At 60.0% G+C, this 25,452-nt stretch carries 22 protein-coding genes; 6 read left to right on the top strand and 16 right to left on the bottom strand.

The window, feature by feature from the left end; translation table 11 throughout:
- The 6 genes from tapB (at position 1) to yacG (ending at position 5,691) form a co-directional block, all read left to right on the top strand.
- The gene (gene tapB / locus WBR25_RS01930) at positions 1–1,707 is read left to right on the top strand and encodes a PilB family type IVa pilus assembly ATPase TapB (protein WP_005336134.1); all 1,707 of its coding nucleotides are present in this window, start codon (positions 1–3) and stop codon (positions 1,705–1,707) included.
- A gap of 216 nt (positions 1,708–1,923) precedes the next feature.
- Complete coding sequence (locus WBR25_RS01925) at positions 1,924–3,165, top strand: type II secretion system F family protein (RefSeq protein ID WP_005336136.1); 1,242 nt, start codon at positions 1,924–1,926, stop codon at positions 3,163–3,165.
- A 61-nt stretch (positions 3,166–3,226) separates the two neighbouring features.
- Positions 3,227–4,099 (top strand): prepilin peptidase, encoded by an 873-nt coding sequence (locus WBR25_RS01920; protein WP_479749309.1) that lies wholly within the window; start codon positions 3,227–3,229, stop codon positions 4,097–4,099.
- 13 nt (positions 4,100–4,112) lie between these two features.
- Positions 4,113–4,727, top strand: coding sequence for a dephospho-CoA kinase (gene coaE / locus WBR25_RS01915; protein WP_139747742.1), 615 nt, complete (start codon positions 4,113–4,115; stop codon positions 4,725–4,727).
- 37 nt (positions 4,728–4,764) lie between these two features.
- A complete protein-coding gene (gene zapD, locus WBR25_RS01910; RefSeq protein ID WP_005336141.1) occupies positions 4,765–5,487 on the top strand; it encodes a cell division protein ZapD in 723 nt (240 codons plus the stop codon).
- Positions 5,488–5,496: 9 nt separating this feature from the next.
- Positions 5,497–5,691 (top strand): DNA gyrase inhibitor YacG, encoded by a 195-nt coding sequence (gene yacG, locus WBR25_RS01905; RefSeq protein WP_005336142.1) that lies wholly within the window; start codon positions 5,497–5,499, stop codon positions 5,689–5,691.
- Between the two features lie 76 nt (positions 5,692–5,767).
- Here yacG and mutT read toward each other — a convergent pair whose 3' ends face one another.
- From mutT to ftsL, 16 genes are all read right to left on the bottom strand, one after another.
- On the bottom strand, positions 5,768–6,172 hold the full coding sequence (gene mutT / locus WBR25_RS01900) for an 8-oxo-dGTP diphosphatase MutT (RefSeq protein WP_040068921.1): 405 nt from the start codon (positions 6,170–6,172) through the stop codon (positions 5,768–5,770).
- A 74-nt stretch (positions 6,173–6,246) separates the two neighbouring features.
- Entirely contained in the window at positions 6,247–8,967 is a 2,721-nt protein-coding gene (gene secA, locus WBR25_RS01895; protein ID WP_479749308.1) for a preprotein translocase subunit SecA, read from the bottom strand.
- 59 nt (positions 8,968–9,026) lie between these two features.
- Positions 9,027–9,932, bottom strand: coding sequence for a M23 family metallopeptidase (locus WBR25_RS01890; protein WP_005355107.1), 906 nt, complete (start codon positions 9,930–9,932; stop codon positions 9,027–9,029).
- A 140-nt stretch (positions 9,933–10,072) separates the two neighbouring features.
- Positions 10,073–10,996, bottom strand: coding sequence for a UDP-3-O-acyl-N-acetylglucosamine deacetylase (gene lpxC / locus WBR25_RS01885; protein WP_005336146.1), 924 nt, complete (start codon positions 10,994–10,996; stop codon positions 10,073–10,075).
- Between the two features lie 99 nt (positions 10,997–11,095).
- The gene (gene ftsZ / locus WBR25_RS01880; protein ID WP_005336147.1) at positions 11,096–12,247 is read right to left on the bottom strand and encodes a cell division protein FtsZ; all 1,152 of its coding nucleotides are present in this window, start codon (positions 12,245–12,247) and stop codon (positions 11,096–11,098) included.
- Positions 12,248–12,286: 39 nt separating this feature from the next.
- Complete coding sequence (gene ftsA, locus WBR25_RS01875; RefSeq protein ID WP_005336148.1) at positions 12,287–13,546, bottom strand: cell division protein FtsA; 1,260 nt, start codon at positions 13,544–13,546, stop codon at positions 12,287–12,289.
- The gene (locus WBR25_RS01870) at positions 13,527–14,279 is read right to left on the bottom strand and encodes a cell division protein FtsQ/DivIB (RefSeq protein WP_005336149.1); all 753 of its coding nucleotides are present in this window, start codon (positions 14,277–14,279) and stop codon (positions 13,527–13,529) included. Before WBR25_RS01870 ends, ftsA begins: the two co-directional genes overlap by 20 nt.
- Before the next feature lie 97 nt (positions 14,280–14,376).
- Positions 14,377–15,831, bottom strand: a complete 1,455-nt coding sequence (gene murC / locus WBR25_RS01865; RefSeq protein ID WP_005336150.1) for a UDP-N-acetylmuramate--L-alanine ligase — start codon at positions 15,829–15,831, stop codon at positions 14,377–14,379.
- 111 nt (positions 15,832–15,942) lie between these two features.
- Complete coding sequence (murG, locus tag WBR25_RS01860; protein WP_108612400.1) at positions 15,943–17,025, bottom strand: undecaprenyldiphospho-muramoylpentapeptide beta-N-acetylglucosaminyltransferase; 1,083 nt, start codon at positions 17,023–17,025, stop codon at positions 15,943–15,945.
- Positions 17,025–18,206: a cell division protein FtsW gene (gene ftsW, locus WBR25_RS01855; RefSeq protein WP_144715372.1), complete on the bottom strand. Its 1,182-nt coding sequence runs from the start codon at positions 18,204–18,206 to the stop codon at positions 17,025–17,027. Before ftsW ends, murG begins: the two co-directional genes overlap by 1 nt.
- A complete protein-coding gene (murD, locus tag WBR25_RS01850; RefSeq protein WP_201938614.1) occupies positions 18,203–19,486 on the bottom strand; it encodes a UDP-N-acetylmuramoyl-L-alanine--D-glutamate ligase in 1,284 nt (427 codons plus the stop codon). The genes ftsW and murD overlap by 4 nt, the downstream gene beginning before the upstream one ends.
- 4 nt (positions 19,487–19,490) lie before the next feature.
- Complete coding sequence (gene mraY, locus WBR25_RS01845) at positions 19,491–20,573, bottom strand: phospho-N-acetylmuramoyl-pentapeptide-transferase (protein ID WP_005356635.1); 1,083 nt, start codon at positions 20,571–20,573, stop codon at positions 19,491–19,493.
- The gene (locus tag WBR25_RS01840) at positions 20,567–21,922 is read right to left on the bottom strand and encodes a UDP-N-acetylmuramoyl-tripeptide--D-alanyl-D-alanine ligase (RefSeq protein WP_144715376.1); all 1,356 of its coding nucleotides are present in this window, start codon (positions 21,920–21,922) and stop codon (positions 20,567–20,569) included. The genes mraY and WBR25_RS01840 overlap by 7 nt, the downstream gene beginning before the upstream one ends.
- The gene (gene murE, locus WBR25_RS01835; RefSeq protein ID WP_479749307.1) at positions 21,919–23,451 is read right to left on the bottom strand and encodes a UDP-N-acetylmuramoyl-L-alanyl-D-glutamate--2,6-diaminopimelate ligase; all 1,533 of its coding nucleotides are present in this window, start codon (positions 23,449–23,451) and stop codon (positions 21,919–21,921) included. The genes WBR25_RS01840 and murE overlap by 4 nt, the downstream gene beginning before the upstream one ends.
- Entirely contained in the window at positions 23,384–25,138 is a 1,755-nt protein-coding gene (locus WBR25_RS01830; protein ID WP_005336163.1) for a peptidoglycan glycosyltransferase FtsI, read from the bottom strand. Before WBR25_RS01830 ends, murE begins: the two co-directional genes overlap by 68 nt.
- A complete protein-coding gene (gene ftsL, locus WBR25_RS01825; protein WP_005336166.1) occupies positions 25,135–25,449 on the bottom strand; it encodes a cell division protein FtsL in 315 nt (104 codons plus the stop codon). The genes WBR25_RS01830 and ftsL overlap by 4 nt, the downstream gene beginning before the upstream one ends.
- Positions 25,450–25,452: the final 3 nt, after the last annotated feature.

Below are 25,452 nucleotides of genomic sequence, written 5' to 3'. Positions count from 1 at the left end.
ATGACCTCTAGCCCTAATAGCGGCCTGGCGTTAAGCCTGGCCGCCTCTTCACTGATCAGTGAAGAGGACTCCCAGCGCTATCTGAGCCAAGCCAAGGCTCAGCGAAAACCCTTTGTAACATTTCTGATAGAGAACGAGATCCTCGACAGCAAGGCGCTCGCCGATTTTTGCGAGCTGGAGTATGGGGTACCTCTGCTGGATCTTGCCGCCTTCGATTTGGCCGAGATCCCGCAGAAGTACCTCAATCAGAAGCTGATTGAGAAGCACCACGTCCTGCCCATCTACACCCAGGGCCACACCCTCTATATCGCCATGTCGGATCCGACCAATGTCTCGGCGTTGGAGGACTTTGGCTTCAGCTTCGGTCTTCATACCGAAGCGCTGCTGGTGGAGGAGAACAAGCTCACCGCCGCCATCGGCAAACTGCTGGAGAGCGAAAATGACGCCCTCGGCATGGAGGATATCGACGAGTCCGAGATTTCGGATCTCGAGGTCTCCGACGAAAACAGCCGGCTGGACGAGAGTGTCAATACCGCTGATGACGATGCCCCCATAGTCAAGTACATCAACAAGATCCTGATGGATGCCATCAAGCGCGGTGCCTCCGACCTGCACTTCGAGCCCTATGAGTTCAAGTATCGGGTGCGCTTTCGCATCGATGGCATTCTACATGAAATTGCTACGCCGCCGGTCAACCTCTCCAACCGCTTCTCCGCCCGCCTCAAGGTGATGGCACGACTCGATATCGCCGAGCGGCGGCTGCCACAGGATGGCCGCATCAAGCTGAAGCTGTCGCGCAACAAGTCGATGGATATGCGGGTCAACACCTTGCCCACCATGTGGGGGGAGAAGATCGTTATCCGTCTGCTCGACTCCTCGGCGGCACGCCTCAATATCGAGCAACTCGGCTTTGACGACCGGCAGAAGGCGCAATACCTGCGCGCCCTCTCCAAACCACAGGGGATGATCCTGGTGACCGGCCCCACCGGCTCGGGCAAAACGGTCTCGCTCTATACCGGCCTCAATATTCTCAACACCACCGAGGTCAATATCTCTACCGCCGAAGATCCGGTGGAGATCAACCTGCCCGGCGTCAATCAGGTGCAGGTCAATCCCAAGGCGGGGCTCACCTTTGCCAGCGCCCTGCGCTCCTTCTTGCGGCAAGACCCGGATGTGGTGATGGTGGGGGAAATTCGCGATCTCGAAACCGCCGAGATCGCCATCAAGGCGGCCCAGACCGGCCACCTGGTGCTCTCCACCCTGCATACCAACTCCGCCGCCGAGACCCTGACCCGGATGATGAACATGGGGGTGCCCGCCTTCAACATCGCCTCCTCGGTGACCCTGATCATGGCCCAGCGGTTGGCCCGTAAACTGTGCGACCACTGCAAGGCGCCGGAAGTGGTGCCGGAAGCCGAACTGCTGGAGCTGGGCTTTACGCCGCAGCAGCTGGCAGCCGGGCTGCGACTGTTCAAACCGGTCGGTTGCAAGGAGTGTTCCGGCGGCTACAAGGGGCGGGTCGGCATATACGAAATCATGCTGATGTCGGAGAACATCGCCAAATTGATTATGCAGGGGGCAAACTCCCTGCAAATCGCCGCGATCGCCCAGAAGGAAGGGATGCGTACCCTGCGCACCTCGGGACTGGAGAAGGCACGGCTCGGGGTCACCAGTCTGGCCGAGGTCAACCGGGTCACCACCAACTGATCCGTGTGACGGCACGACTCCCCGATAATTCGTTGGTAGGTTTGTAGGTTCGATTAGCGTAGCGTAATCGGACATTCGCGTAGATAAACAGAATCGTTCACCGGTTCCATTCACATCGCGCAGTCAGACATTTGCGTAGGAAAACAGGATGTACGCCACCTAACCGGGCGTTTGTATCATTAGGGCTGGCGCCCGACCCAATTGCAGGATGCAAAGATGGCAACCCTAACGAAAAAGAACAATGCCCCCAAGAAAGTCTTCGCCTTCCGCTGGCACGGGGTTAATCGCAAGGGGCAGAAGGTCTCCGGCGAGCTGCAGGCCGACAGCATCAACACCGTCAAGACCGAACTGCGCAAGCAGGGGGTCAACGTCACCAAGGTAGCCAAGAAATCCCAGGGGCTCTTCTCCAAGGGCGGCGCCAAGATTAAACCGATGGATATCGCCATCGTCTCCCGTCAGATCACCACCATGCTCTCCGCTGGCGTACCACTGGTGCAGAGCCTGCAGATTATCGCCCGCAGCCACGAGAAAGCCTCGATGCGCGAGCTGATGGGGCAGATTGCCGCCGATGTTGAGACCGGAACCCCCATGTCAGAGGCGCTGCGCCGCCATCCCCTCTACTTTGACGATCTCTACTGCGATCTGGTTGAAGCCGGTGAGCAATCCGGGGCACTGGAGACCATCTACGACCGTATCGCTACCTATCGGGAAAAGTCGGAAGCGCTCAAGTCGAAGATCAAGAAGGCGATGTTCTACCCCACCATGGTCATTCTGGTCGCCATTGTGGTCACCTCCATCCTGCTGCTGTTCGTCATTCCGCAGTTCGAGGATATCTTCAAGAGCTTCGGTGCAGAGCTGCCGGTGTTCACCCAGTTTGTTATCGGCATCTCCCGCTTTATGCAGAACTGGTGGTATGTCTTCTTTGGTGGCACGGCCCTTGGCATCTTCCTTTACGTGCGGGCCTGGCGGGCCTCCCAGAAGGTGAAAGACAATACCGACAAGTTCGTCCTCACCATTCCGGTGGTCGGGATGATCCTGCACAAGGCGGCGATGGCCCGCTTTGCCCGCACCCTGTCGACCACCTTCTCCGCCGGTATCCCGCTGGTAGATGCGCTGATTTCGGCGGCTGGCGCCTCCGGCAACTATGTCTATCGCACCGCGGTCATGGCCATCCGCAACGAGGTGGTGGCCGGTATGCAGATCAACGTTGCAATGCGCACCGTCGATCTCTTCCCCGACATGGTGATCCAGATGGTGATGATCGGTGAGGAGTCCGGCGCCATCGATGATATGCTCTCCAAGGTCGCCACCATCTTCGAACAGGAGGTGGATGACTTGGTCGATGGCCTCACCAGCCTGCTGGAACCCCTCATCATGGTGGTGCTCGGGGTGCTGGTCGGCGGCATGGTTATCGCCATGTACCTGCCCATCTTCAAGCTTGGCGACGTGGTAGGCTGATTTATCAGGGCATGGCACCACAACCATGCCCTCCCCCTCATCCAATAACTGACGGTTGGTTATGACACTTCTTCTCGAGCTGGCTCACAGCTTGCCCTGGCTCTACTTCTCGCTGGTTTTTCTCTTCTCCCTGATTATCGGCAGCTTCCTTAACGTGGTAATCCACCGCTTGCCCATCATGCTGGAGCGGGAGTGGCAGGCCGAATATCGCAGCTACTTCGCCCCCGATGAGGAGGCCACTGCGCCAGAGCGCTACAACCTGATGGTGCCGCGCTCCGCATGCCCTCACTGTGGCCACGCCATCACTGCGCTGGAGAACATCCCGCTGTTGAGCTGGCTCTGGCTCAAAGGGCGTTGCCGCGACTGTCAGGCCCCCATCTCGACCCGCTATCCGCTGGTAGAGCTGCTGACCGCCCTGCTCTCGCTGACCGTAGCCATGGTCATAACGCCGGGCTGGGGTACGTTGGCCGCTCTGTTGCTGACCTGGGTGCTGGTCGCCCTCACCTTTATCGATCTCGACAAGATGTTGCTGCCCGACCAGCTCACCCTGCCACTGCTGTGGGGCGGGCTGCTGTTCAATCTGGCAAGTGGCTTCGTGCCGCTGGCGGATGCCGTGATCGGCGCCATGGCGGGCTATCTGGTGCTCTGGAGCCTCTACTGGGCTTTCAAACTGCTCACCGGCAAAGAAGGAATGGGTTATGGCGACTTCAAGCTGCTGGCGGCACTGGGCGCCTGGCTCGGCTGGCAGGCGCTGCCCATAATTCTGCTGCTCTCATCTCTGGTCGGCGCAGTGATCGGCATCAGTCTGATCGCCTTGCAAAAACATCATCAGGGCAAGCCCATCCCCTTCGGCCCCTACCTCGCCATCGCGGGCTGGATCGCCCTGCTATGGGGCGATACCATCACCCGCTGGTATCTCTCTACCCTGCTTTGAGCAAGAGGCCCCCATGTATGTAGTTGCTATCACAGGTGGTATCGGCAGCGGCAAGACCACTATCGCCAATCAGTTTGCCGCGCTGGGTATCGAGGTGGTGGATGCCGATGTGATCGCCCGCGAAGTGGTCGAGCCGGGCACCCCGGCCCTTGCTGCCATCGCCGACCATTTTGGCCCTGATGTGATTGATCCGAGCGGTCAACTCGACCGTCGCACCCTGCGCGAGCGGGTCTTCAGCGACCCACAGGCCAAGGAGTGGCTCAATGCCCTGCTTCACCCGCTCATTCGCAGTGAAATGCTGCGCCAGTGTGCCGCGGCCAGTTCTCCTTACTGCCTGCTGGTGGTGCCGCTGCTGGTGGAGAACAAACTCACTGGCCTCGCCAACCGTGTGTTGGTGGTCGATGTGGATGAAGCCACCCAGATTGAGCGCACCTGCCGCCGGGATGGGGTATCGGCCGAGCAGGCCCGGGCCATCATCGCCGCTCAGGCGAGCCGGTCGGAGCGTCTAGCTGCGGCGGATGATGTCATCGAAAACCACACTGGCAGCGAAATGGCGATTAAAACGCGGATTTTGGCACTGCACGAGACATATCTGGCAATTGCCTCTCAACAAGGCCGCCAAGTGTGAGTACACTAGGCCGGTTTATGGCTGGCCAGGATTAGGCATGATTTACGATTTCCCCCTCAATGAAAAAAGCCGGACCTATCTTCGTCTGGAGTCCCTGTTTTCCCAGATCCGCGACAATCTGGAGAGTGAACAATCCTGGGCACATATCGCCTTCTTCAAGGGGCTGTTCGATCTGCAGGAGTTGTTGGAGCGTGGTGACCTGCGCGCCGACCTCATCAAGGATCTGGAACGTCTCGGCCAGCGTCTGAGCCACTGGGCCAGCCTGCCCGATGTCGATCTGGAGCAGATCAAACTGATGCAGCAAGAGAGCAGCCAGCTCTCTCGCAACCTGCTCAACTCGCCACGCCCGGGTGCCCGCCTGAAAGAGGATCGTCTGCTCGGCTCCATCCGCCAGCGCTTCTCCATCCCGGGTGGTCTGTGTGCCTTCGATGTGCCACAGCTGCACCACTGGCTCGGCACCCCGGCCATCACCCGTCACCAGCAGATGCAGGGCTGGCTGAGCGATATCAACCTGCTGATGAATGCCATCACCCTGCTGCTGCGCCTGTGGCGTGAATCAGGCAGCTTCAGCGAGCAGGTTGCCAGCAACGGTTTCTTCCAGGACACCGCCGAGAGCGCCGAGCTGATCCGCATCAAGCTGCCGGGCAATCTGTTCTGCTACCCGACCCTGAGCGGCCACAAGAACCGCTTCGCCCTGCGCTTTCTGCCCACCGCAGAACAGCCGATTGGCGACGTGCCATTCCAGCTCGCCTGCTGTTAAGGAGGGCTTATGGTCACCAAGGTAAAGTGTCCGACCTGTCAGAGCGAAGTGGAATGGGGCCCGCAGAGTCCGTTCCGCCCCTTCTGCAGCAAGCGCTGCCAGCTGATCGATCTCGGCGAATGGGCCGATGAAGAGAAGCGGATCCCGGGGGAGATCAACCCGGATCTGTTGCCGGAGCCGGAAGAGGGCGATCAGTGGCTGTAAGCCCCTGGTCACTCATCTCTGCAATATGAAAAAGGGCCGATTGGCCCTTTTTTCATGCTTGTTGATTGCTACCGGCTCACGCCAGCAGACCCTGTAGCCGCGCTACAATCGGGCCATTGGCATCGGGGAAGTGGTAGTTGTTCAGCTCGGCCACCGGCACCCACAGACAATCCTGCCCCTCCTTGCCGAACGGCTCACCGCTGAAACGGGTCACCTTCCATATATCCAGCAATACCTGCTTCTCGGGGTAGTCGTGCTGCAGTTCCATAAAGGGGGCACAATCCAAAACCCGAATACCGATCTCTTCCCACAGCTCCCGATCCAGCGCAGTCAGCAGATCCTCACCGGACTCCACCTTGCCACCGGGAAACTCCCAGCGATCCCCCTGATGGCGATCGGAGGAGCGTCTGGCGATGAAGATATCGCCCCGTTCATTCTCGATGACGCCAACCGCCACCCAGATCCGCTTTTTCTGTTCCATCCATTACCTCTGTTCGCTTGTTGCCACCAATAACAAGGCGGGCACTTGGCCCGCCTGTTATGGCATAGCGTCGATCAGGTCAACTGACCGTGGCAGTGCTTGTACTTCTTGCCAGAGCCGCACGGGCAGGGATCGTTGCGACCGACCTTCTGCTCGTCACGTACGAAGGTGGTGTGCCCCTCTTCGCCTGCGGCCTGTTCATCGGCCAGCTGGCTCTCGGCAGCGGCGTGGGTATAGGTGCGGGGAGCGGCTTCCGCCTGCTGGCGTTGCTGCTCTTCCATCGCTTCCACATCGCGCTCCTGCACCTGAACACGGCTCAGGATGCTGACCACGTCGCGCTTGAGGGTTTCCAGCATCTGGGTGAACAGATCGAAGGATTCGCGCTTGTACTCCTGCTTGGGGTTCTTCTGGGCGTAACCGCGCAGATGGATGCCCTGACGCAGGTGATCCATGGCCGCCAGATGCTCTTTCCACAGACCATCCAGGGTTTGCAGCATCACCGCTTTCTCGAAGTTGCGCAGCACCTCTTTGCCGACCAGCTCTTCCTTGTGGGCATAGAGCTTGGTGGCTTCGTCCAGAATGCGCTCGCGCAGCTTCTCTTCATACAGCTTGTCATCTTCCGCCAGCCACTGCTGCAATGGCAGATCCAGCGCGAAGTCTGCCTTCAGGCGCGCTTCCAGGCCCGGCACGTCCCACATTTCTTCCAGAGACTGGGGCGGAATGTACTCGTCGATCACCGCGCCGTAGACGTCGTCACGGATAACGTGAATGGTCTCGGAGATGTCGTTGGTATCCAGCAGCTCGTTGCGCTGCTCGTAGACCACCTTGCGCTGGTCGTTGGCAACGTCGTCAAACTCCAGCAGGCTCTTGCGGATGTCGAAGTTGCGACCTTCCACCTTGCGCTGGGCGTTTTCAATCGCCTTGGTGACCCACGGGTGCTCGATGGCCTCACCCTCTTCCATGCCCAGCTTCTTCATCATGCCGGTCACGCGATCGGAGGCGAAGATCCGCATCAGGGTATCTTCCATGGAGAGGTAGAAACGGGAGGAGCCCGGGTCACCCTGACGACCGGAACGACCGCGCAGCTGGTTATCGATACGACGGGATTCGTGACGCTCGGTGCCGATAATGTGCAGACCACCAGCGGCCAGCACCGCATCGTGACGCACCTGCCAGGCGGCTTTCAGCTCGGCAATCTGCTCGCTGGTCGGGTTCTCCAGCTTGGCAATCTCTGCCTGCCAGTTGCCGCCCAACACGATGTCGGTACCACGACCGGCCATGTTGGTCGCGATAGTCACCGCACCTGTCTGACCAGCCTGGGCGACGATCTCCGCTTCCATGGCGTGGAACTTGGCGTTCAGCACCTTGTGCGGGATCTTCTCCTTGGTCAGGATGCCAGAGAGCAGCTCGGAGTTCTCGATAGATACGGTACCAACCAGTACAGGCTGGCCCTTCGCCACGCACTGACGGATATCTTCGATGATGGCGGCATACTTCTCGTTGGCGGTCAGGTAGACCAGATCGCCCATGTCCTTGCGCACCATCGGCTTGTTGGTCGGGATAACCACGGTATCCAGGCCATAAATCTGCTGGAATTCAAAGGCTTCGGTATCTGCAGTACCTGTCATCCCCGCCAGCTTGTTGTAGAGACGGAAGTAATTCTGGAAGGTGATGGATGCCAGCGTCTGGTTCTCGTTCTGGATCTTCACCCCTTCCTTCGCTTCAACGGCCTGATGCAGACCATCGGACCAGCGACGACCCGGCATGGTACGGCCGGTGTGCTCGTCAACGATGACGATTTCGTCTTTCTGGACGATGTAGTCCACGTTGCGCTCGAACAGGGTGTGAGCACGCAGACCGGCATTGACGTGGTGCAGCAGACTGATGTTGGAGGCGGAGAACAGGGAGTCGTTCTCATCCAGCAGCCCCTCTTTCTTGAGCAGCTCTTCCACGAAGATCTGACCGTTTTCGGTCAGCAGGGCCTGACGGTTCTTCTCGTCCACCGTGTAGTGACCGTCGCCGGTGTACTCTTCGGTGTCTTCCTTATCCTGCTTGACCAGCAGTGGGATCAGCTTGTTGACGCGGATATAGAGCTCTGAGCTGTCTTCGGCCGGGCCGGAGATGATAAGCGGAGTACGGGCTTCATCGATAAGCACCGAGTCCACCTCATCCACCAGCGCGTAGTTGAGCGGACGCTGTACGCGCTGCTCGGGCGAGAACGCCATGTTGTCGCGCAGGTAGTCGAAACCGAATTCGTTGTTGGTACCGTAGGTGATGTCGGCGGCGTAGGCGTCACGCTTCTGGGATGCGTCCATACCGGGCACGTTGCAATGGACAGTCATGCCGAGGAAGGCGAACAGCGGACGGTTCGCTTCCGCATCACGCTTGGCCAGATAGTCGTTCACCGTCACAACGTGGACGCCACGGCCGCTCAGGGCGTTCAGGTAAGCTGGCAGGGTTGCGGTCAGGGTTTTACCTTCACCGGTTTTCATTTCCGCGATGCGATTGGAGTTCAGCACCATGCCGCCGATCAGCTGCACGTCGAAGTGACGCATGCCGAACACCCGCTTGGAGGCTTCACGCACGGTCGCGAACGCTTCCGGGAGCAACTGCTCCAGGGTCTCACCCTGCTCGATACGCTGACGATATTCAGCCGTTTTGGCCTGCAACTCGGCATCAGAGAGAGCCTCGAACTGCGGCTCCATGGCATTGATCTGTTTTACAATTTTGCGCAAAGCCTTGAGCGTTCTGTCGTTCCGGCTGCCGATAATCTTGGTAAGCAGTGTGCTAATCATGGGTACCAACTATTTCTGGTTATAAAAGCGTTCCGTCACTGGAACCTGAAGAAAAAAACCTAACCCCGTCTGGCACTGAGAAAGCGTGCGGGGTTGACCTGACGACCATCTTTCAACACTTCGTAATGCAGATGGACCCCGGTCGCGCGACCGGTGCGTCCCATCAAGGCAATCTTCTGCCCCTGATCAACCAGGGTGCCCACCTCGACCAGCAACTTGGAGTTGTGGGCATAGCGGGTGACCAGGCCATTGCCGTGATTAATCTCCACCATATTGCCAAATTCCGGATGACGGCCCGCCCAGCTGACAATGCCGGGCCCGGTGGCCAGAATCGGGGTTCCGGGTTTGCCACGGAAATCGACCCCTTTGTGCATCTTGGCACGCCCGTTGAACGGATCGACCCGTCCACCAAACCCGGACGAGACCCAAACTCGCTCCTGTTTGACTGGCGTGCCGGAAATAAAACCGGCATCGGTGATATGGTGATTCATGATGAAAGATTCAAGTACCGACAGCTGCTCTTCACGGCTGCTGAGCTGCTGGCTGAGGTGTTTCATCGAGGCTTGCAGCTCGTTGAGGCTCACTTCCAGCTCTTCATCATAAGAAGGGCCGCCCATGGGGGGCAGCTCTTTGAAATTGAACTCGTCGGGATCGAGATCGGCCTGCTCGGTCAATCGTTCGCCGAGGGCATTGAGACGGCCAAGCTGCCCCTGCATGGTACCCACCTGAGCAGCCAGCATTGCCAACTGTTCACGGGCTTCGTCACCACTCTGGTCGACGGACTGTTGCTCGGCAACGGCAAGCGCCACTTCCAGCGCCTCCATTTTCTGGTGCCAGCTCTGCCAGAGCCAACCACCACCAAGGGCCAACAGGGAGAAGAGAATACCGCCGACCCAGGCCAGACGTTGTTTGGGCAGGTGCAACTTGCGTCGCTGCTTGCCGTGGAGGATCAGGGTAATGCTCATAGAAATCAGTCTGCTCGGTCAGGTGCGGCCAAGAGCCTGCACGGGAAATAAAACCGGGAGATAATCGGTATTAAAGGATGGAGTAAACAAATGACGGAACGTCGGTGCGGAGAGAGGACCGACGTTCCGTTGCACAGCTATCAGGCCAGAACCAGACCGTTATCGTAGTAAGCGATAGGCGCTTTGTCGCCCTCACCCTCGAAGGTCACCAGTTCCCAAGCCTCCTGCTCGGCCAGCAAGGCACGCAGCAGCTTGTTGTTCAGGGCATGTCCGGTCTTGTAGGCACGGAACTCACCGATGATGCTGCGGTTACACATGTAGAGGTCACCGATCGCGTCCAGCATCTTGTGCTTGACGAACTCGTCCTCATAACGCAAACCGTCTTCGTTCAGCACCCGATAGTCGTCCAGTACCACGGCGTTTTCCAGGCTTCCGCCCAGCGCCAGGTTCTGGGAACGCAGGTACTCGATATCACGCATGAACCCGAAGGTACGGGCACGGCTGATCTCTTTCACGAAGGAGGCACCGGAGAAATCCAGTACGCAACGCTGATTGCGCCCTTCAAAGACCGGATGCTGGAAATCGATCTCGAGATCCATCTTGAAGCCGTTGCGATAGGGGTGGAATTCCGCCCACTTGTCGCCGTCTTCAACCCGGATGCTCTTCTTGATCCGCACAAACTGCTTGGCAGCATTCTGCTCACGGATCCCGACTTCCTGCAGCAGGTAGATAAAGGGATGCGCACTGCCGTCCATTACCGGGATCTCGGGCGCGTCAACCTCGACATAGAGGTTGTCGATCCCCATCCCGGCCAGCGCGGCAGAGAGGTGCTCAATGGTAGAGACACGGACACCGGCTTCGTTGACCAGAGCGGTACAGAGCACGGTATCGCGCACCTGATCGGCATTGGCTGGCAGCTCCACCACAGGATTCAGGTCGGTACGCAAGTAAACGATCCCTGTGTTCACAGGCGCCGGACGGAACGTCATGGTGACTTTCCGGCCCGAATGCAGGCCGACACCAGTCGCCTGTACACTCGTTTTCAAGGTTCTTTGTCTAATCATGGGTGTACCCTAAACAGCTTAAAATCCGGACCAGATGGTCGTTGGCAGGCCATCTTAGCACATTCCTTGAACAACAAACAAACGAGAGCCATAAGAGGCTTAGTCAGCTTGCTTGCGCAGGAACGCCGGAATATCCAGGTAATCCGGTTCACGACGAGCTTGCGGCTCGGCATTGACCACCTTGGCCGGGGCTTCATCCATCACGCGGCCTTGCATCATGTCGCTAACCAGCGGCTGACGCACCGGGCGCTCTTGCACCTGGCTGCTCTTGACCAAAGTGATGTCCGGCTTGCGCTCGGCACCGATACCGGTAGCAACCACGGTCACACGCAGTTCGTCGTGCATTTCCGGATCGATTACGGTACCCACAACTACAGTGGCGTTCTCGGAAGCGAAGGCCTTGACCGCGTTACCCACGGTTTCGAACTCTTCGATGGTCATGTCCATACCGGCGGTGATGTTGACCAGGATGCCACGGGCACCGGCCAGATCCACATCTTCCAGCAGCGGGCTGGAGATGGCTTTCTCGGCCGCTTCTTCGGCACGGTCATCACCAGAGGCGGAACCGGTACCCATCATGGCGGTACCCATTTCACGCATCACGGTACGCACGTCCGCGAAGTCGACGTTGATCAAACCCGGACGGGTGATCAGCTCGGCAATGCCCTGTACCGCGCCAAGCAGTACATCGTTGGCCGCCTTGAAGGCATCCAGCAGGGAGATACCGCGACCCAGCACCTTCAGCAACTTGTCGTTGGGGATGGTGATCAGGGAGTCGACGTTCTTGGAGAGCTCTTCGATACCGTGCGCGGCGAAGCCCATCCGCTTCTTCCCTTCAAAGGAGAACGGCTTGGTCACCACAGCAACGGTCAGGATACCCATCTCGCGGGCCACTTCGGCCACGATCGGCGCAGCACCGGTACCGGTACCACCACCCATACCGGCGGCGATGAACACCATGTCGGAACCGGTCAGCAGCTCACGCAGCGCTTCGCGATCTTCCATGGCCGCATCACGACCCACTTCCGGATTGGCGCCGGCACCCAGACCCTTGGTGATGCCACCGCCGATCTGCAGGGTAGTGTTGGCGCTGGAGTTACGCAGTGCCTGGGCATCGGTGTTGACGGTAATGAACTCAACACCCTCAATATTTTGACGAACCATGTGTTCGACAGCGTTACCGCCGCCGCCACCTACACCGATCACTTTAATGACGGCTTCGTCAGTGTGGCTATCCATAAATTCAAACATGTTGTCTCTCCGCTTTATTTGCCTGACTCAGCAAAATTCTTAGAACTCGCCACGCAGCCAGTTGCTAACCCGTTTGACCAGGCCACCGACGCTTGCCTTGGCGGCATATTCTTTGTTGCTACCTGTGGCTTGATGGGTGCGGCCATATTGCAGCAACCCGACCGCAGTCGAGTACACCGGTGCCTGCACGTAATCACTCAAACCACGTATGTTCATGGGCTCTCCCACCCGGACCTGGCTCTGGAAGATCTGCTCTGCACACTCCACAATGCCTTCAATCTGGGCAGCGCCGCCGGTCAAGACCACACCGGCTGCCAGCTGATGCTTGACCCCCTGCGCTTTCAACTCGCTTTGTACCCGCACCAGCTCATCATTCACCATGGAGAGCAACTCGGTGTAACGGGGCTCAATCACTTCAGCCAGTGTCTGCCGTTGCAGGCTGCGCGCCGGGCGACCGCCGACACTGGGTACTTCAATATTGTCTTCCTTGCTGACCAGACGACCGAGGGCGCAACCGTAGCGCACCTTGATCGCTTCCGCGTCGAGCGGCGGCGTGCCGAAGGCGTAGGCGATGTCGCTGGTCACAGTGCTGCCAGCGTACGGGATCACCTTGGTGTGGCGCAGGGCACCGCCGGTAAACAGCGACATGTCCATGGTTCCGCCACCGATGTCCACCACGCAGACACCCAGCTCTTTCTCGTCTTCGGTCAACACGGCATAGCTGGAGGCCAGCGCGGAGAAGATCAGTTGATCCACACGCAAACCGACCTTCTCCACACATTTCTCGATGTTGCGGGCCATGTCGTTATGGCAGGTGATCAGGTGAACCTTGGCTGCCATCCGCACACCGGAGAGGCCGACCGGATTCTTGATCCCTTCCTGATAATCGATGGCAAACTCCTGAGGCAGCACATGCAGCACGCGCAGCTCGTCGGAGAGGCGAACCGACTTGGCGGTGTGGATCACGTTGTCCACATCCTCCTGGGTCACCTCTTCATCGGAGATGGGCACCATACCGGTCTCGTTGCGGCAATCAATATGCTTGCCGGACAACCCCAGATAGACCGAGCTGATCTGGCAATCTGCCATCATCTCGGCCTCTTCCACCGCGCGGCGCAGTGACTTGACCACGGAGTCGAGGTCATTGACCCCGCCCTTCTCCATTCCGCGAGAAGCGTGACTGCCCATACCGATGACGTTCAGTTCACCGTCCGGCAATACTTCCCCGACCAGAACCGCCACCTTGGTTGTGCCGATATCCAGTCCGACAATCAAATTCCTATCTGCGGTGTTGGTCATGCACTTTCTCTTCGCTCTTCTTCCAGCCAACTGCCATTCCGGTATCGTATCGAAGATCCACGTAGGCGACTTGCGCACGGGGTTCGATAACCGGGAAGGCATCGATAAACCGCTGCAGCCGGAGCGCAATGTCATTGCGTCCCAGGAACAGCTTGATATTGCCATCCAGGGTCAGTTCCCAGGCATGGCGGGGGGTCAGATTCACCCCCAGCAACTTGTATCCCTTGGCAGCCAGTTGCGACTCGTACTGCCGACTCTCTTTCAACACCCGGGCGGCCTGGTCATCCGGCCCTGACAGCTGCAACAGCGGCGTCTTGACCCGATCCGGGGCACTGAATACCTTGCCCTTGGTGTTGACGAAGCGGTTGCCATTCCAGCGCGCCGCCACATCTTGTTCCGTGAGGTAGATCTTGATCTTGTTCGGCCACTTCTTTCGTACCGAGACCGAGGCCACCCATGGCAGGGCATTGAGCCGTGCCTGCAATTCGTTGACGTCCAATTCGAAGAAGTTGCGCAGCTCGGCGCCATCCAGCACGGCCATCCGCAGCTCTTCGGTTTGCAAATATTGGTGTTGCCCCTGCAGCAACAGCTCGCTCATGGGCAACCGGTTGGCATCTGTCAGCCAACCTTTAACATCCAGCGCAGTCCGGTAGCAGCCCCATATCACCAGCAGGAAAAACGCTACCCCTGCGATGAAGCCACCCTTGGTGCGCCCCTGTGCCCTTGCCTCCACCCGATCGATCCCCGTGTAACGCGCTAAACCGGCCTTTGACAGACCGGTTCGCCATTATATAGGCCCCGGCTTGGCGGTCAAAATACTCATTGGGCCCTCAGGCGCCAGATTTCATGCTATCGATGCTCAATTTCATCTCTCCGAGACGACGGGCCAGTGCCCCGACGTTCCCGGCGCCTTGAGTCAGCACCAAATCCCCCTCGCCGATCAGGTCGGCCAGCACGGCTGGCACGTCATCTGGCGTGGCGACGAAGATGGGTTCCAGGTTGCCACGCGAGCGAATGGAGCGGCACAGTGCCCGTCCATCAGCGCCCGGGATCGGCTCCTCACCGGCAGCATAAACCTCCAGCATCACCAGCACGTCTACCTTGGAGAGCACATCGGCGAAGTCCTCGTAGAGGTCGCGGGTGCGGGTATAACGGTGCGGCTGGAACACCATCACCAGACGCTTCTCGGGCCAACCGGCGCGGGCGGCGTTGATGGTGACCTTCACTTCGCTTGGGTGGTGACCGTAATCGTCCACCAGCATCGCCTTACCGCGACCGGTTTCAAACTCGCCATACTGCTGGAAGCGACGACCAACCCCTTCAAATTTGGCCAGAGCAGAGATGATGGCCTCGTCGCTAACACCGTCCTCTGTCGCGACAGCTATCGCCGCTGCGGCGTTCAATGCGTTGTGAATACCCGGCAAATTGAGGGTCACCTGCAGCTCACCGGCCTCTTTGCGGCGAACACGGAAGCAGCTGTGGTTGGTGGTCTGGACAAAATCCAGCACCTGCACATCGGCGTCGTCAGAGAGACCGTAGGTCAGGGTCGGGCGAGCAATCTCGGGCAACATGCCACGGATCACCGGATCATCGATGCAGACCACCGCCAGCCCGTAGAAGGGCAGATTGTGCAGAAACTCGATGAAGGTGGCCTTCAGCTTGGAGAAGTCACCGCCGTAGGTATCCATGTGATCCGCTTCGATGTTGGTCACGATAGAGACCATCGGCTGCAGATGCAGGAAAGAGGCGTCGCTCTCGTCCGCCTCGGCAATCAGGTAGCGGCTGCTGCCCAGGCGGGCATTGGTGCCGGCACTGTTGAGCAGGCCACCGATGACGAAGGTCGGGTCGCGGTCGGCTTCGGCATAGATGCTCGCCACCAGACTGGTGGTGGTGGTTTTGCCGTGGGTACCGGCGATGGCGATACCGTGACGGAAACGCATCAGCTCGGCCAGCATCTCGGCGCGGCGCACGACCGGGATCCGCAGTTCACGGGCAGCCAGCAGCTCCGGGTTGTCCTGCTTGATGGCGGTAGAGACCACCACCACGCTGGCACCCTCAACGTGTTCGGCACTGTGGCCGACAAAGATGTGGGCGCCCAGTCCGGCCAACCGCTCGGTCACGGCGTTGCGAGCCAGATCAGAACCCGTTACCTGATACCCTTCGTTGGCAAGCACTTCGGCGATCCCGCCCATACCGGCACCACCGATGCCGATAAAGTGGATGCGACGCACGCGGCGCATTTCGGGGATCACAGTACGCAGTTTTGCCAGTTCAACCTTGGTCATAATCGTCTCTTTAGTCTGCCGCAGGCCATGTGCCGTCAAAGCGCGGCTGCACGGCGGCATCAATACATACAGGTACAAGGCTGCCCGGTGTCACCGCTGCAACCTTGCTCATCAATCTTTACCACGCAGCCCGGTTGCGAGCTGTTTGCACTCATCTGCAACCCGCTCGGCTGCATCGGTGATGGCGACGCGTCGAGCCGCTTTCGCCATGTTAAACAGGGTCTCCCGGCGACCAGCCAACCAGGTCAAGCGTGCCGCCAGTGAGGCTGTGTTCAGCTCGGACTGGGGCAGAAACTCGGCCGCTCCGCCGTCGACCAGGGTCAGGGCGTTACGGGTCTGGTGATCATCCACCGCATGGGGCAGCGGCACGAAAATGGCAGCCACACCGGCTGCAGCCACTTCGGAAACAGTCAGCGCACCGGCACGGCAGACCACCAGGTCGGCCCAGGCGTAGGCGCTGGCCATATCCTTGATAAATTCGCTCACCTCGGCATTTATGCCGTGCTGGGCATAGGCAGCAGACACTGTCTCGGCATTGCCCTTGCCACACTGGTGACGCACTTCAATGGGCACGCCGGATGCAGCCACCGCAGCAGGTACCTGCTCGTTGAGCACCCGCGCCCCCAGACTGCCACCCACGATCAGCAGATGCAGTGGCTCATCCCCGCTGCGCAGTTGCGGATCCGGCAGGGCGACCACTTCGGGACGCACCGGATTGCCCACCACGGCGGTGCGACGGCTCGGCGCGAAGGCGCCCGGAAATGCCATCAACACCCGCCTGGCGATACGGGCCAGCAACTTGTTGGTCATGCCAGCAGCAGCATTCTGCTCATGGAGCAGCAACGGGATGCCGGAGAACCAGGCCGCCACGCCACCCGGGCCGGAAGCAAAACCGCCCATGCCGAGCACCACATCAGGACGAACGGTCTTGAGTACCTGACGCGCCTGCAGGATCGATTTGACGATGCGATAGGGCGCCACCAGCAGTCGCTTGATGCCGTTGCCACGCACCCCCTGAATATCGATGAAGGAGATGGGATAACCGTGGGCGGGCACCAGCTCCGCCTCCATTCGGTCGGCAGTGCCGAGCCAGTGGACAGTCCAGCCCTGGGCCTTCAGGCGATCGGCCACGGCCAGACCGGGGAACACATGCCCACCGGTACCACCTGCCATCACCAACAGAGTCTTGCTCACTAAACCTCCCGCACGCGCGCCTGGGCTGTCGCCTGACGCAACTCAAAATCGATTCGAATCAACATGCTCACCGCCACCGACATGATGATGAGACTGGAACCACCGTAACTTACCAGCGGCAGGGTCAAGCCCTTGGTTGGCATCATGCCGCTGGCCGCGCCGACGTTAACGAAGGTCTGGAAGCTGAACCAGATGCCGATGCCGATGGCCAGATAACCGTCATAGAGCCGGTCGGCCACCAGCGCGCGATGCCCCAGCTTGAGCGCCTTGACCGCCAGCGCAAAAATCAGGAACAGGGCGCCCAGCACCCCGACGTAACCCAGCTCTTCACCGAGGATCGCAAACACGAAGTCGGTGTGCGCTTCCGGCAAGTACTCCATCTTCTGGATGGAGTTGCCAAGCCCTTCGCCAAACCAGCTGCCACGGCCAAACGCCATCAGCGACTGGGTCAACTGGTAGCCGCTGCCGAACGGATCGGCCCAGGGATCCATAAAGGAGGTCACCCGCCGCATCCGGTAGGGCTCGACGATGATCAGCATCACCACAGAGCCGAGACCCGCGCCGATCAGGGTCAAAAACTGTCCCAGTCGGGCACCGGCCAGAAACAGCATGCCGAACGAGGTGACGAACATCACCACGGTGGAACCCAGGTCAGGCTGCAACAGCAGCAAGACCGCCAGCACCCCGAACACCGCCAGCGGTTTCAGGAAGCCGATCCAGGCTTCGCGCACTTCACTCTGGCGCCGCACCAGATAACCGGCCAGATAGACAAACAGCGCCAGCTTGCCAAACTCGGCAGGTTGCAGGTTGAAGGGGCCGAGCGGCAACCAGCGCACCGCACCGTTGACGTTGCGGCCCACCAGCAGCACCAGCACCAGCATCAAGATCGCCAGCAGCAGCATGGGGCCGTTGTGCTGTTGCCAGCGCGCCATCGGCACCTGCAACACAAACCAGGAGATACCGAGCGCCATCACCAGAAACAGGGCGTGACGCTTCACAAACATGAAGGGGTCATCCCCCAGCGCAATCCCCTCGGGGATCGACGCCGAGGCCACGATGACCACCCCGACCGCCATCAGGGAGAGTGCCAGCAGTACCAGCTGCCGATCGTAGAGACCGGCAGGACGCGCCGGTAACAACCAGCGCTGGAACAGACCTGCTGCTGCGCGAAGGGCGTTCATAGTGCCAGCACCATCTCGGTGAAGCGATCGCCGCGCACCTCGAACGACTTGAACTGATCGAGGCTGGCACAGGCTGGCGCCAGCAGCACCCAGTCACCGGGCTTGGCATCGGCCGCCGCTTTGGCAACCGCTGCGGCCAGGTCGGCCACCCGTTCGGTCTGCTCGCCTAGAGCCAGCAGCACCTCGGCATCCTGACCGAAGCAGTACATGTGATCGATCTGGTTACCCAGCAGCGCCTGTATCGGGCCAAAATCCTGTCCCTTGCCCTGACCACCGGCCAGCAACAGCAGGCGCCCCTTGACCGACTCGCGCACACCGGCAACGGCAGCCAGCGTGGCTCCCACGTTGGTGGCCTTGGAGTCGTTGATCCAGCGCACCCCGTTCACCTCCCGCACGAAGCGGGCACGGTGTGGCAAGCCTTCAAAGCGACGCAGCACGGTAAGCTGAGCCGCACGAGGAATGCCGACCGCATCACACAGCGCCATGGCGGCCAGCGCGTTGGCCTGATTGTGGGCACCGACGATCTTCATCTCGTCTACCGCCAACAGTGGTTCACCGTGCAACGTCAACCAGTAGCGGCCATCCAGCAGGCAACGGCCATAGCCATTGCAATCGAGACCAAAGCTCTGCCACACCTGACCCACATCGGGCAGGGTCTGGGCATCGTCACGATTGACCAGAATGTGTTTGGAGTGCTGATGGATCTCCATCTTGGCGGCGCGATAGTCGGCCATGCCCTGATAGCGATCCATGTGATCTTCTGAGAGGTTCAGCACCACGGATGCAGCAGCACGCAAACTGTGAGTAGTTTCCAGCTGGAAGCTGGAGAGCTCCAGCACGCAGAGATCCATCGGCAGCTTGAGCAGCTCCAGCGCAGGCGTGCCGATATTGCCGCCCACACCGACATTGAGGCCGGCTTCGGCAATCATCTCGCCCACCAGGGTAGTGACGGTGCTCTTGCCGTTGGAGCCGGTAATGGCGATGACCGGGGTCTGGGTCTCGCGCACAAACAGCTCGATATCACCGACGATCTGCACGCCACACTCGGCAGCCGCTTTCAGTTCGGGGGTCGCCAGCGCGATACCCGGGCTCGCGACGATCATGTGCGCCTGCTTGAGCAGCGCCTCGTCGAGCCCGTGGATCAGCTCCACCTCCGGCGGCAGTTGATCCTTGCCGGGCGGGTTGGCGCGGGTATCCATCACCAGTGGCGTCACGCCACGGCCGAGGAAGTAATCGACACAGGAGAGTCCGGTTTTGCCCAATCCGATGATGATGACCATGGCCTTACCTCACCTTCAGGGTGGCAAGACCCAGCAGCACCAGCACGAGGGTGATGATCCAGAAGCGCACGATGACGCGCGGCTCCGGCCAGCCCTTCTTCTCGTAGTGGTGATGGATCGGCGCCATGCGGAAGATCCGCACGCCGCGCAGCTTGTATGAACCCACCTGCAGGATCACCGAGACGGTCTCCATCACAAAGACACCGCCCATGATCACCAGCAGGAACTCCTGACGGACCAACACGGCGATGGTGCCGAGCGCGCCGCCCAGCGCCAGGGAACCAACGTCCCCCATGAATACTTGCGCCGGATAGGTGTTGAACCAGAGGAACCCCAGACCCGCCCCGACGATGGCGGTACAGACGATCACCAGCTCGGAGGTATAGGGCACGTAGGGAATGTGCAGGTAGCTGGCAAAGTTGACGTTACCGGTAGCCCAGGCGATCAGGGCAAAGCCCCCCGCCACCATCACGGTCGGCATGATGGCCAGGCCGTCGAGACCGTCGGTCAGGTTGACCGCATTGGAGGTACCGACGATGACAAAGTAGGTCAGCACGATAAACATCAGGCCAAGCTGCGGCATCACATCCTTGAGGAAAGGCACTACCAGCTGAGTCTGTCCCTCATGGGTTGCGGTCGCATAGAGGAACACAGCCACCGCCAGCGCTACCGCGGATTGCCAGAAATACTTCCAGCGCGCGATCAGGCCGTCGGTATTCTTGCGCACCACCTTGAGGTAGTCGTCGGCAAAGCCGATGGCGCCATAGGCACCCAGCACAAACAGCACCAGCCAGACATAGGGGTTGTCGAGGCGGCACCAAAGCAGCACAGACGTGAAAATCGCAGCAATGATCATCAGGCCACCCATGGTCGGGGTACCCCGCTTGCTGAGGTGGGACTCGGGACCGTCGTTGCGGATCACTTGACCGAATTTCAGGATCTGCAGGCGACGGATCAGGCGTGGCCCCATCCAGAGGGCAACCCCCAGTCCGGTAATGATCGACAGGATGGCGCGAAACGTCAGGTAGGAGAAGACGTTGAAGAAGGTGAAGTGCGGGGTGAGCAGTTCGGCCAGCCAGACTAGCATGTGGCTGACTCCTGACGGTCTTTGACCATCTCGACGATATCTTCCATGCGGGAGCCACGTGCCCCCTTGACCAGAATCGAAATTTCCTGATGTGTATTTATCATTTGCGCAAGCACTTCAAACAACGACGCCTTGTTATCGAAATGTCGGCCAACCGCGGCATCTGCGGTGTGGCGACTCTCTTCCCCCACTGTCAGCACGGCATCCAGACCACGCTCGCGGGCATGACGGCCAACCCGGGCGTGTTGCTCGGCAGACTCCTCACCCAGTTCCCGCATATCACCGAACACCAGCACCTTGAAACCACCCATGGCGGTCAGGGCATCGATGCCCGCCAGCACGGACTCCACGCTGGCATTGTAGGTATCATCCACCAAGGTCAGACCGCCCCAGCGCTGCACGCAGAAGCGCCCCTTGACCGGTGCCATCTGTTCCAGCCCCGCCTTGACAGAGTCGAGGGATGCGCCGAGGGCCAGACAGCCCGAGGCGGCAGCCAACGCATTGGCCACGTTGTGGCGACCCGGGATCGCCAGAGTCAGGCTCAGCTCGCCTTGCGGGGTCACCATCACGAACTCGGCGCAGCCTTGTTCGTTGAGTACAAGGTTGCGCGCATGGAACGGCTGGCTCTGATCTTCGATGGAGAAGGCGCACTGAATGCCGCGTTCCCGCCACTTCGGCCAGAATTCGTTGTCGGCATTGACGATGGCGGTGCCGCCTTCGCTCAGCCCCTCAAAGATTTCGCTCTTGGCGTGAAACACGCCTTCCAGCGAGCCGAAGCCCTCCAGATGGGCCGCCGCCACGTTGTTGATGATGGCGGCATCGGGTTTGGCCAGCGAGGTAGTCCAGGCGATCTCGCCCGGATGGTTGGCCCCCAGCTCCATCACCGCAAACTTGTGCTTCGGCTCGAGGCGCAGCAGGGTGAGCGGCACGCCCACCTCGTTGTTGAAGTTGCCAGCGGTGGCCAGTACTTCCCCTTCGTTGCGCAGGATGGCGGTTGCCATCTCCTTCACCGTGGTCTTGCCGCAGCTGCCGGTAATGGCCAGCACTTTCGGATTGATGCGCTCACGCACCAGTTTGCCGAGACGGCCCAGTCCCTTCAGACTGTCGGTCACCACCAGCTGGGTGATTGCCAGCGGCAGTTCGCGCTCGACCAGCAGGGCAGAGGCCCCTGCCTGAACGGCCTGCTCGCAAAAATCGTGGGCATCGAAGCGCTCGCCGCGCAGGGCAACGAACAGGGCACCCGCGCCCAGAGTGCGGGTGTCGGTACTAACGACGGTGATCTCGCCATCGTTACCAATCAGACGGGCATCGAGTACCTGCGCCAGCTCGGCAAGCCTGAGGGTCATCATTTGAATGACTCCAATAATGTGTGCAAGGCGGCCGCGACGGTTTCCCGGTCGCTGTAGTGCCGCTTGTCGGTTCCAATGATCTGATAATCCTCGTGACCCTTACCGGCCACCAGGATGATGTCCTGTTTGCTCGCCTGACCGATGGCCAGCGAAATCGCCTTGACCCGGTCGTGCTCCACCTGCACCGCAGCAGGATCGCGAAGACCCGCCACCATGTCGGCCATGATCCGGGCCGGCTCCTCGGTACGGGGATTGTCGTCGGTCAGGATCACGCGATCCGCATACTGCTCGGCCATAGCGGCCATCATGGGGCGCTTGCCGCGATCGCGGTCGCCACCACAACCGACCAGACACCAGAGCTGCCCTGTGCAGTGCACCCGCAGGGCCTGCAATGCCTTCTCCAGCGCATCCGGGGTGTGGGCGTAATCGACCACCGCCAGCGGCGTATCACCACCGCCGAAACACTCCATGCGACCGGTCACCGGCTGCAACTGAGGCGCTGTCGCCAGCAGCTCGTTGAAGTCGTAACCGAGCACCAGCATCACACCCATCGCGGCCAGCACATTGCTGACGTTGAAGCGCCCGAGCAAGGGGGCGGATAATACACCATTCCCCCAGCTGGAGTTAATCTGCGCGCGAAAACCTTGCTGGTGAAAATCGAGCTGCTGCGCCGTTAATTGACGGCCAGAATGGTGTTCAATCGGGCCATCCACACTGAAGGCCACCGCTGCCGGGTATTTTTCGAGCCACTTGGCACCCAACTCGTCATCACGGTTGATCACCGCATTCGACTCATCGACCAGCTGCAACAGCTGCTCCTTGGCGGCGCCATAGGCCTCCATGGTGCCGTGGTAGTCGAGGTGATCCCGGCTCAGGTTGGTAAAAACAGCGGCGGCAAACGGCAGCGCGGCGACGCGATGCTGCACCAGACCGTGGCTTGAAACCTCCATCGCTACCAGGTCCGCGCCCTGATCTTGCAGCGCAGCCAGATTGGCTTGCACCTGCACGGCGCTGCCGGTGGTATTTTCCGCTTCGATCAAATTGCCGAACAGGCCGTTGCCGATGGTGCCCATCACACCCGCCTTGCCACCCAGCAGGGTGCGCCAGTTGGCGACCAGCAGCGCCGTAGTGCTCTTGCCGTTGGTGCCGGTGATCCCGACCAGTTGCAGCTTGTTCGCTGGCTGGTCGTAGAAGGTACCTGCGAGTGCTGAGAGGTGAGCAGGCAGATCCCGCATCCCGATACAGGGAACCGGAGTCGATGGTGGGATAAATTCACCATCCTCCTCAAACACAACAGCGGTCGCTCCCTGAGCCACCGCCTGTTCGATAAACCGTCTGCCATCCACCTGATGACCACGAATGGCCACGAAGAGCGAGCCGGGGCCAACCCGCCGACTATCCAGCTGGATATCGGTCAGGGTGAGCGCCGGCGCCTGGATACCGAAGGGGCGCAGTAATGCATCAAGTGCGCGGGACAAGAGAAGCCTCCGTACGGGCAAGTTTGGTGGGCACCGCTGGCGGCACCGCATCGGGACGAATATTGAAGAGCTGCAGCACCCCGCCCATGGCCTCTGCAAACGGTGGAGTCGCCACGGCGCCGCCATAGTAGGCGCTGCCTTTTGGCTCGTTGATCACCACCACCATGACGAAACGGGGATCACTGGCGGGTGCGAAACCGGCAAACCAGGCCATGTAATCCTTGCCATAGCCACCGGCGACGGCGACCTTGGCGGTACCACTCTTGCCACCGACCCGATAGCCCGGGATCTTGGCTTTTGGAATGGCGTTGTCGACCACATACTCCAGCGCCTGCAACATGGCAGCGGCGTTGTTGTGATCGATAACCTGCTCACCCTTGGGCGGCGTAGTCACCTTGACGATGGAGAGCGGCACCCGTTTGCCCTTGTTGGCCAGGGTGGCGTAGGCGGAAGCCAGCTGCAGCGGGGTGACTCGCAGACCATAACCGAACGAGAGGGTTGCCCGCTCGATATCGGACCAGCGACGACGCTGGGGCAACATGCCGCTACTCTCGCCCATCAGCCCGCTGCCGGTATCCATGCCGAAACCGAACATGCTGAGGGTGTTGATCATCTCTTGCGCCGGCATCCGCAGCGCGATGCGCGACATACCAATGTTGGAGGAGTAACGCAGGATATCGTAGAGGTTGGTCGCCTTGTGGATACTGACGTCCTTGATCTGCTTGGCACCGATAAAGAGCGGACCACCGGGAATGAAATCTTTCCAGCTGGTGACACCTGCCTGCAAAGCACTGAGCAAAATCAATGGCTTGACGGTCGAACCCGGCTCATAAGTATCGGTTACCACCCGGTTGCGTACCCGGAAGCTCTGATACTGGCCACGGTTGTTCGGGTTATAGGAGGGGGTGTTGACCATGGCGAGTACTTCACCTGTCTTGATATCCAGCATCACCATGGAGCCGGAGGTCGCCTTGTTCTCGTCGGTTGCCCGCTTGAGGGCACGGTAGGCCAATGCCTGCACCCGCTGATCGATACTGAGCTGCAGATCGTTGGCGTTCTTGCCCTCTTTGACGATGCCAAGCCGCTCGATGACGCGCCCCTGACGATCCTTGCGCACCCTCATTTCGCCGGGTGTCGCCGTCAGCCATTCGTTGTAGCTGCGCTCGATCCCTTCAATACCGCTGCCATCGATGTTGGTCACCCCCACCAGATGGGCACTGATTTCGCCAGTCGGATAGAAGCGGCGCGCTTCGGGGCGCAGATAGACGCCACCCAGCTTGAGCCCCTTGATATATTCCGCCACCGCAGGAGTAACCTGACGCTGCAGATAGACGAAACGCTTGCTGGGGTTGGCGATACGGTGTTTGAGGGTATTGATGTCGAGCTTGAGCACGGCGGAGAGCGCCAGCCAGGCTCGCTCGTTATTGATGGCGCCGGATTCGTGCACGGTCTTGGGATCGGCCCAGACCGCCTCGACCGGTACCGATACTGCCAGTTGCTCACCGTTGCGATCGGTGATCATGCCGCGCACCGCCTGGGTAGAGGTGGTACGCAGGGAACGCATGTCCCCTTCCTGACGCAGACGATCCGGATTGATCACCTGGATCCAGGCCAGACGCAGGATCAGACCCACAAACGCGATGCCGATAAACACCGCAAGCGTGCGAAAGCGCCACGGATAGATCGATGGCGCTTTGACATTCGCTTTGGCAGCTTTGGCTGTAGCCTTGCGTTTCATGGTTGGGTAATTACCTTCTCGGTGGTCACCAGCGGACGACCCATCTGCAACTTGTCCATCGCCAGACTCGCCACCCGGGAGTGTTCAGCCAGGGTGCCCTGTTCCAGCAACAGGTGGCGCCATTCGATATTGAGGCGATCCTCTTCCGCCATCAGATCGTTCTGCTTGGCCGTCAGACCACGGGTCATATTGGTCACCAGGATCACGGCAAACGCAGTCACCAGCACGGCGACCGACAGAAAAATCTGCAGCTTGTGCCGCCAGAGATCGGCAACGATCTCCTTGGCCAGATGAACACGCACTTCGCTCATCGC

This window comes from Aeromonas sp. MTB (genome assembly GCF_056632455.1).
This window is presented reverse-complemented; position numbering and strand designations above follow the sequence as displayed.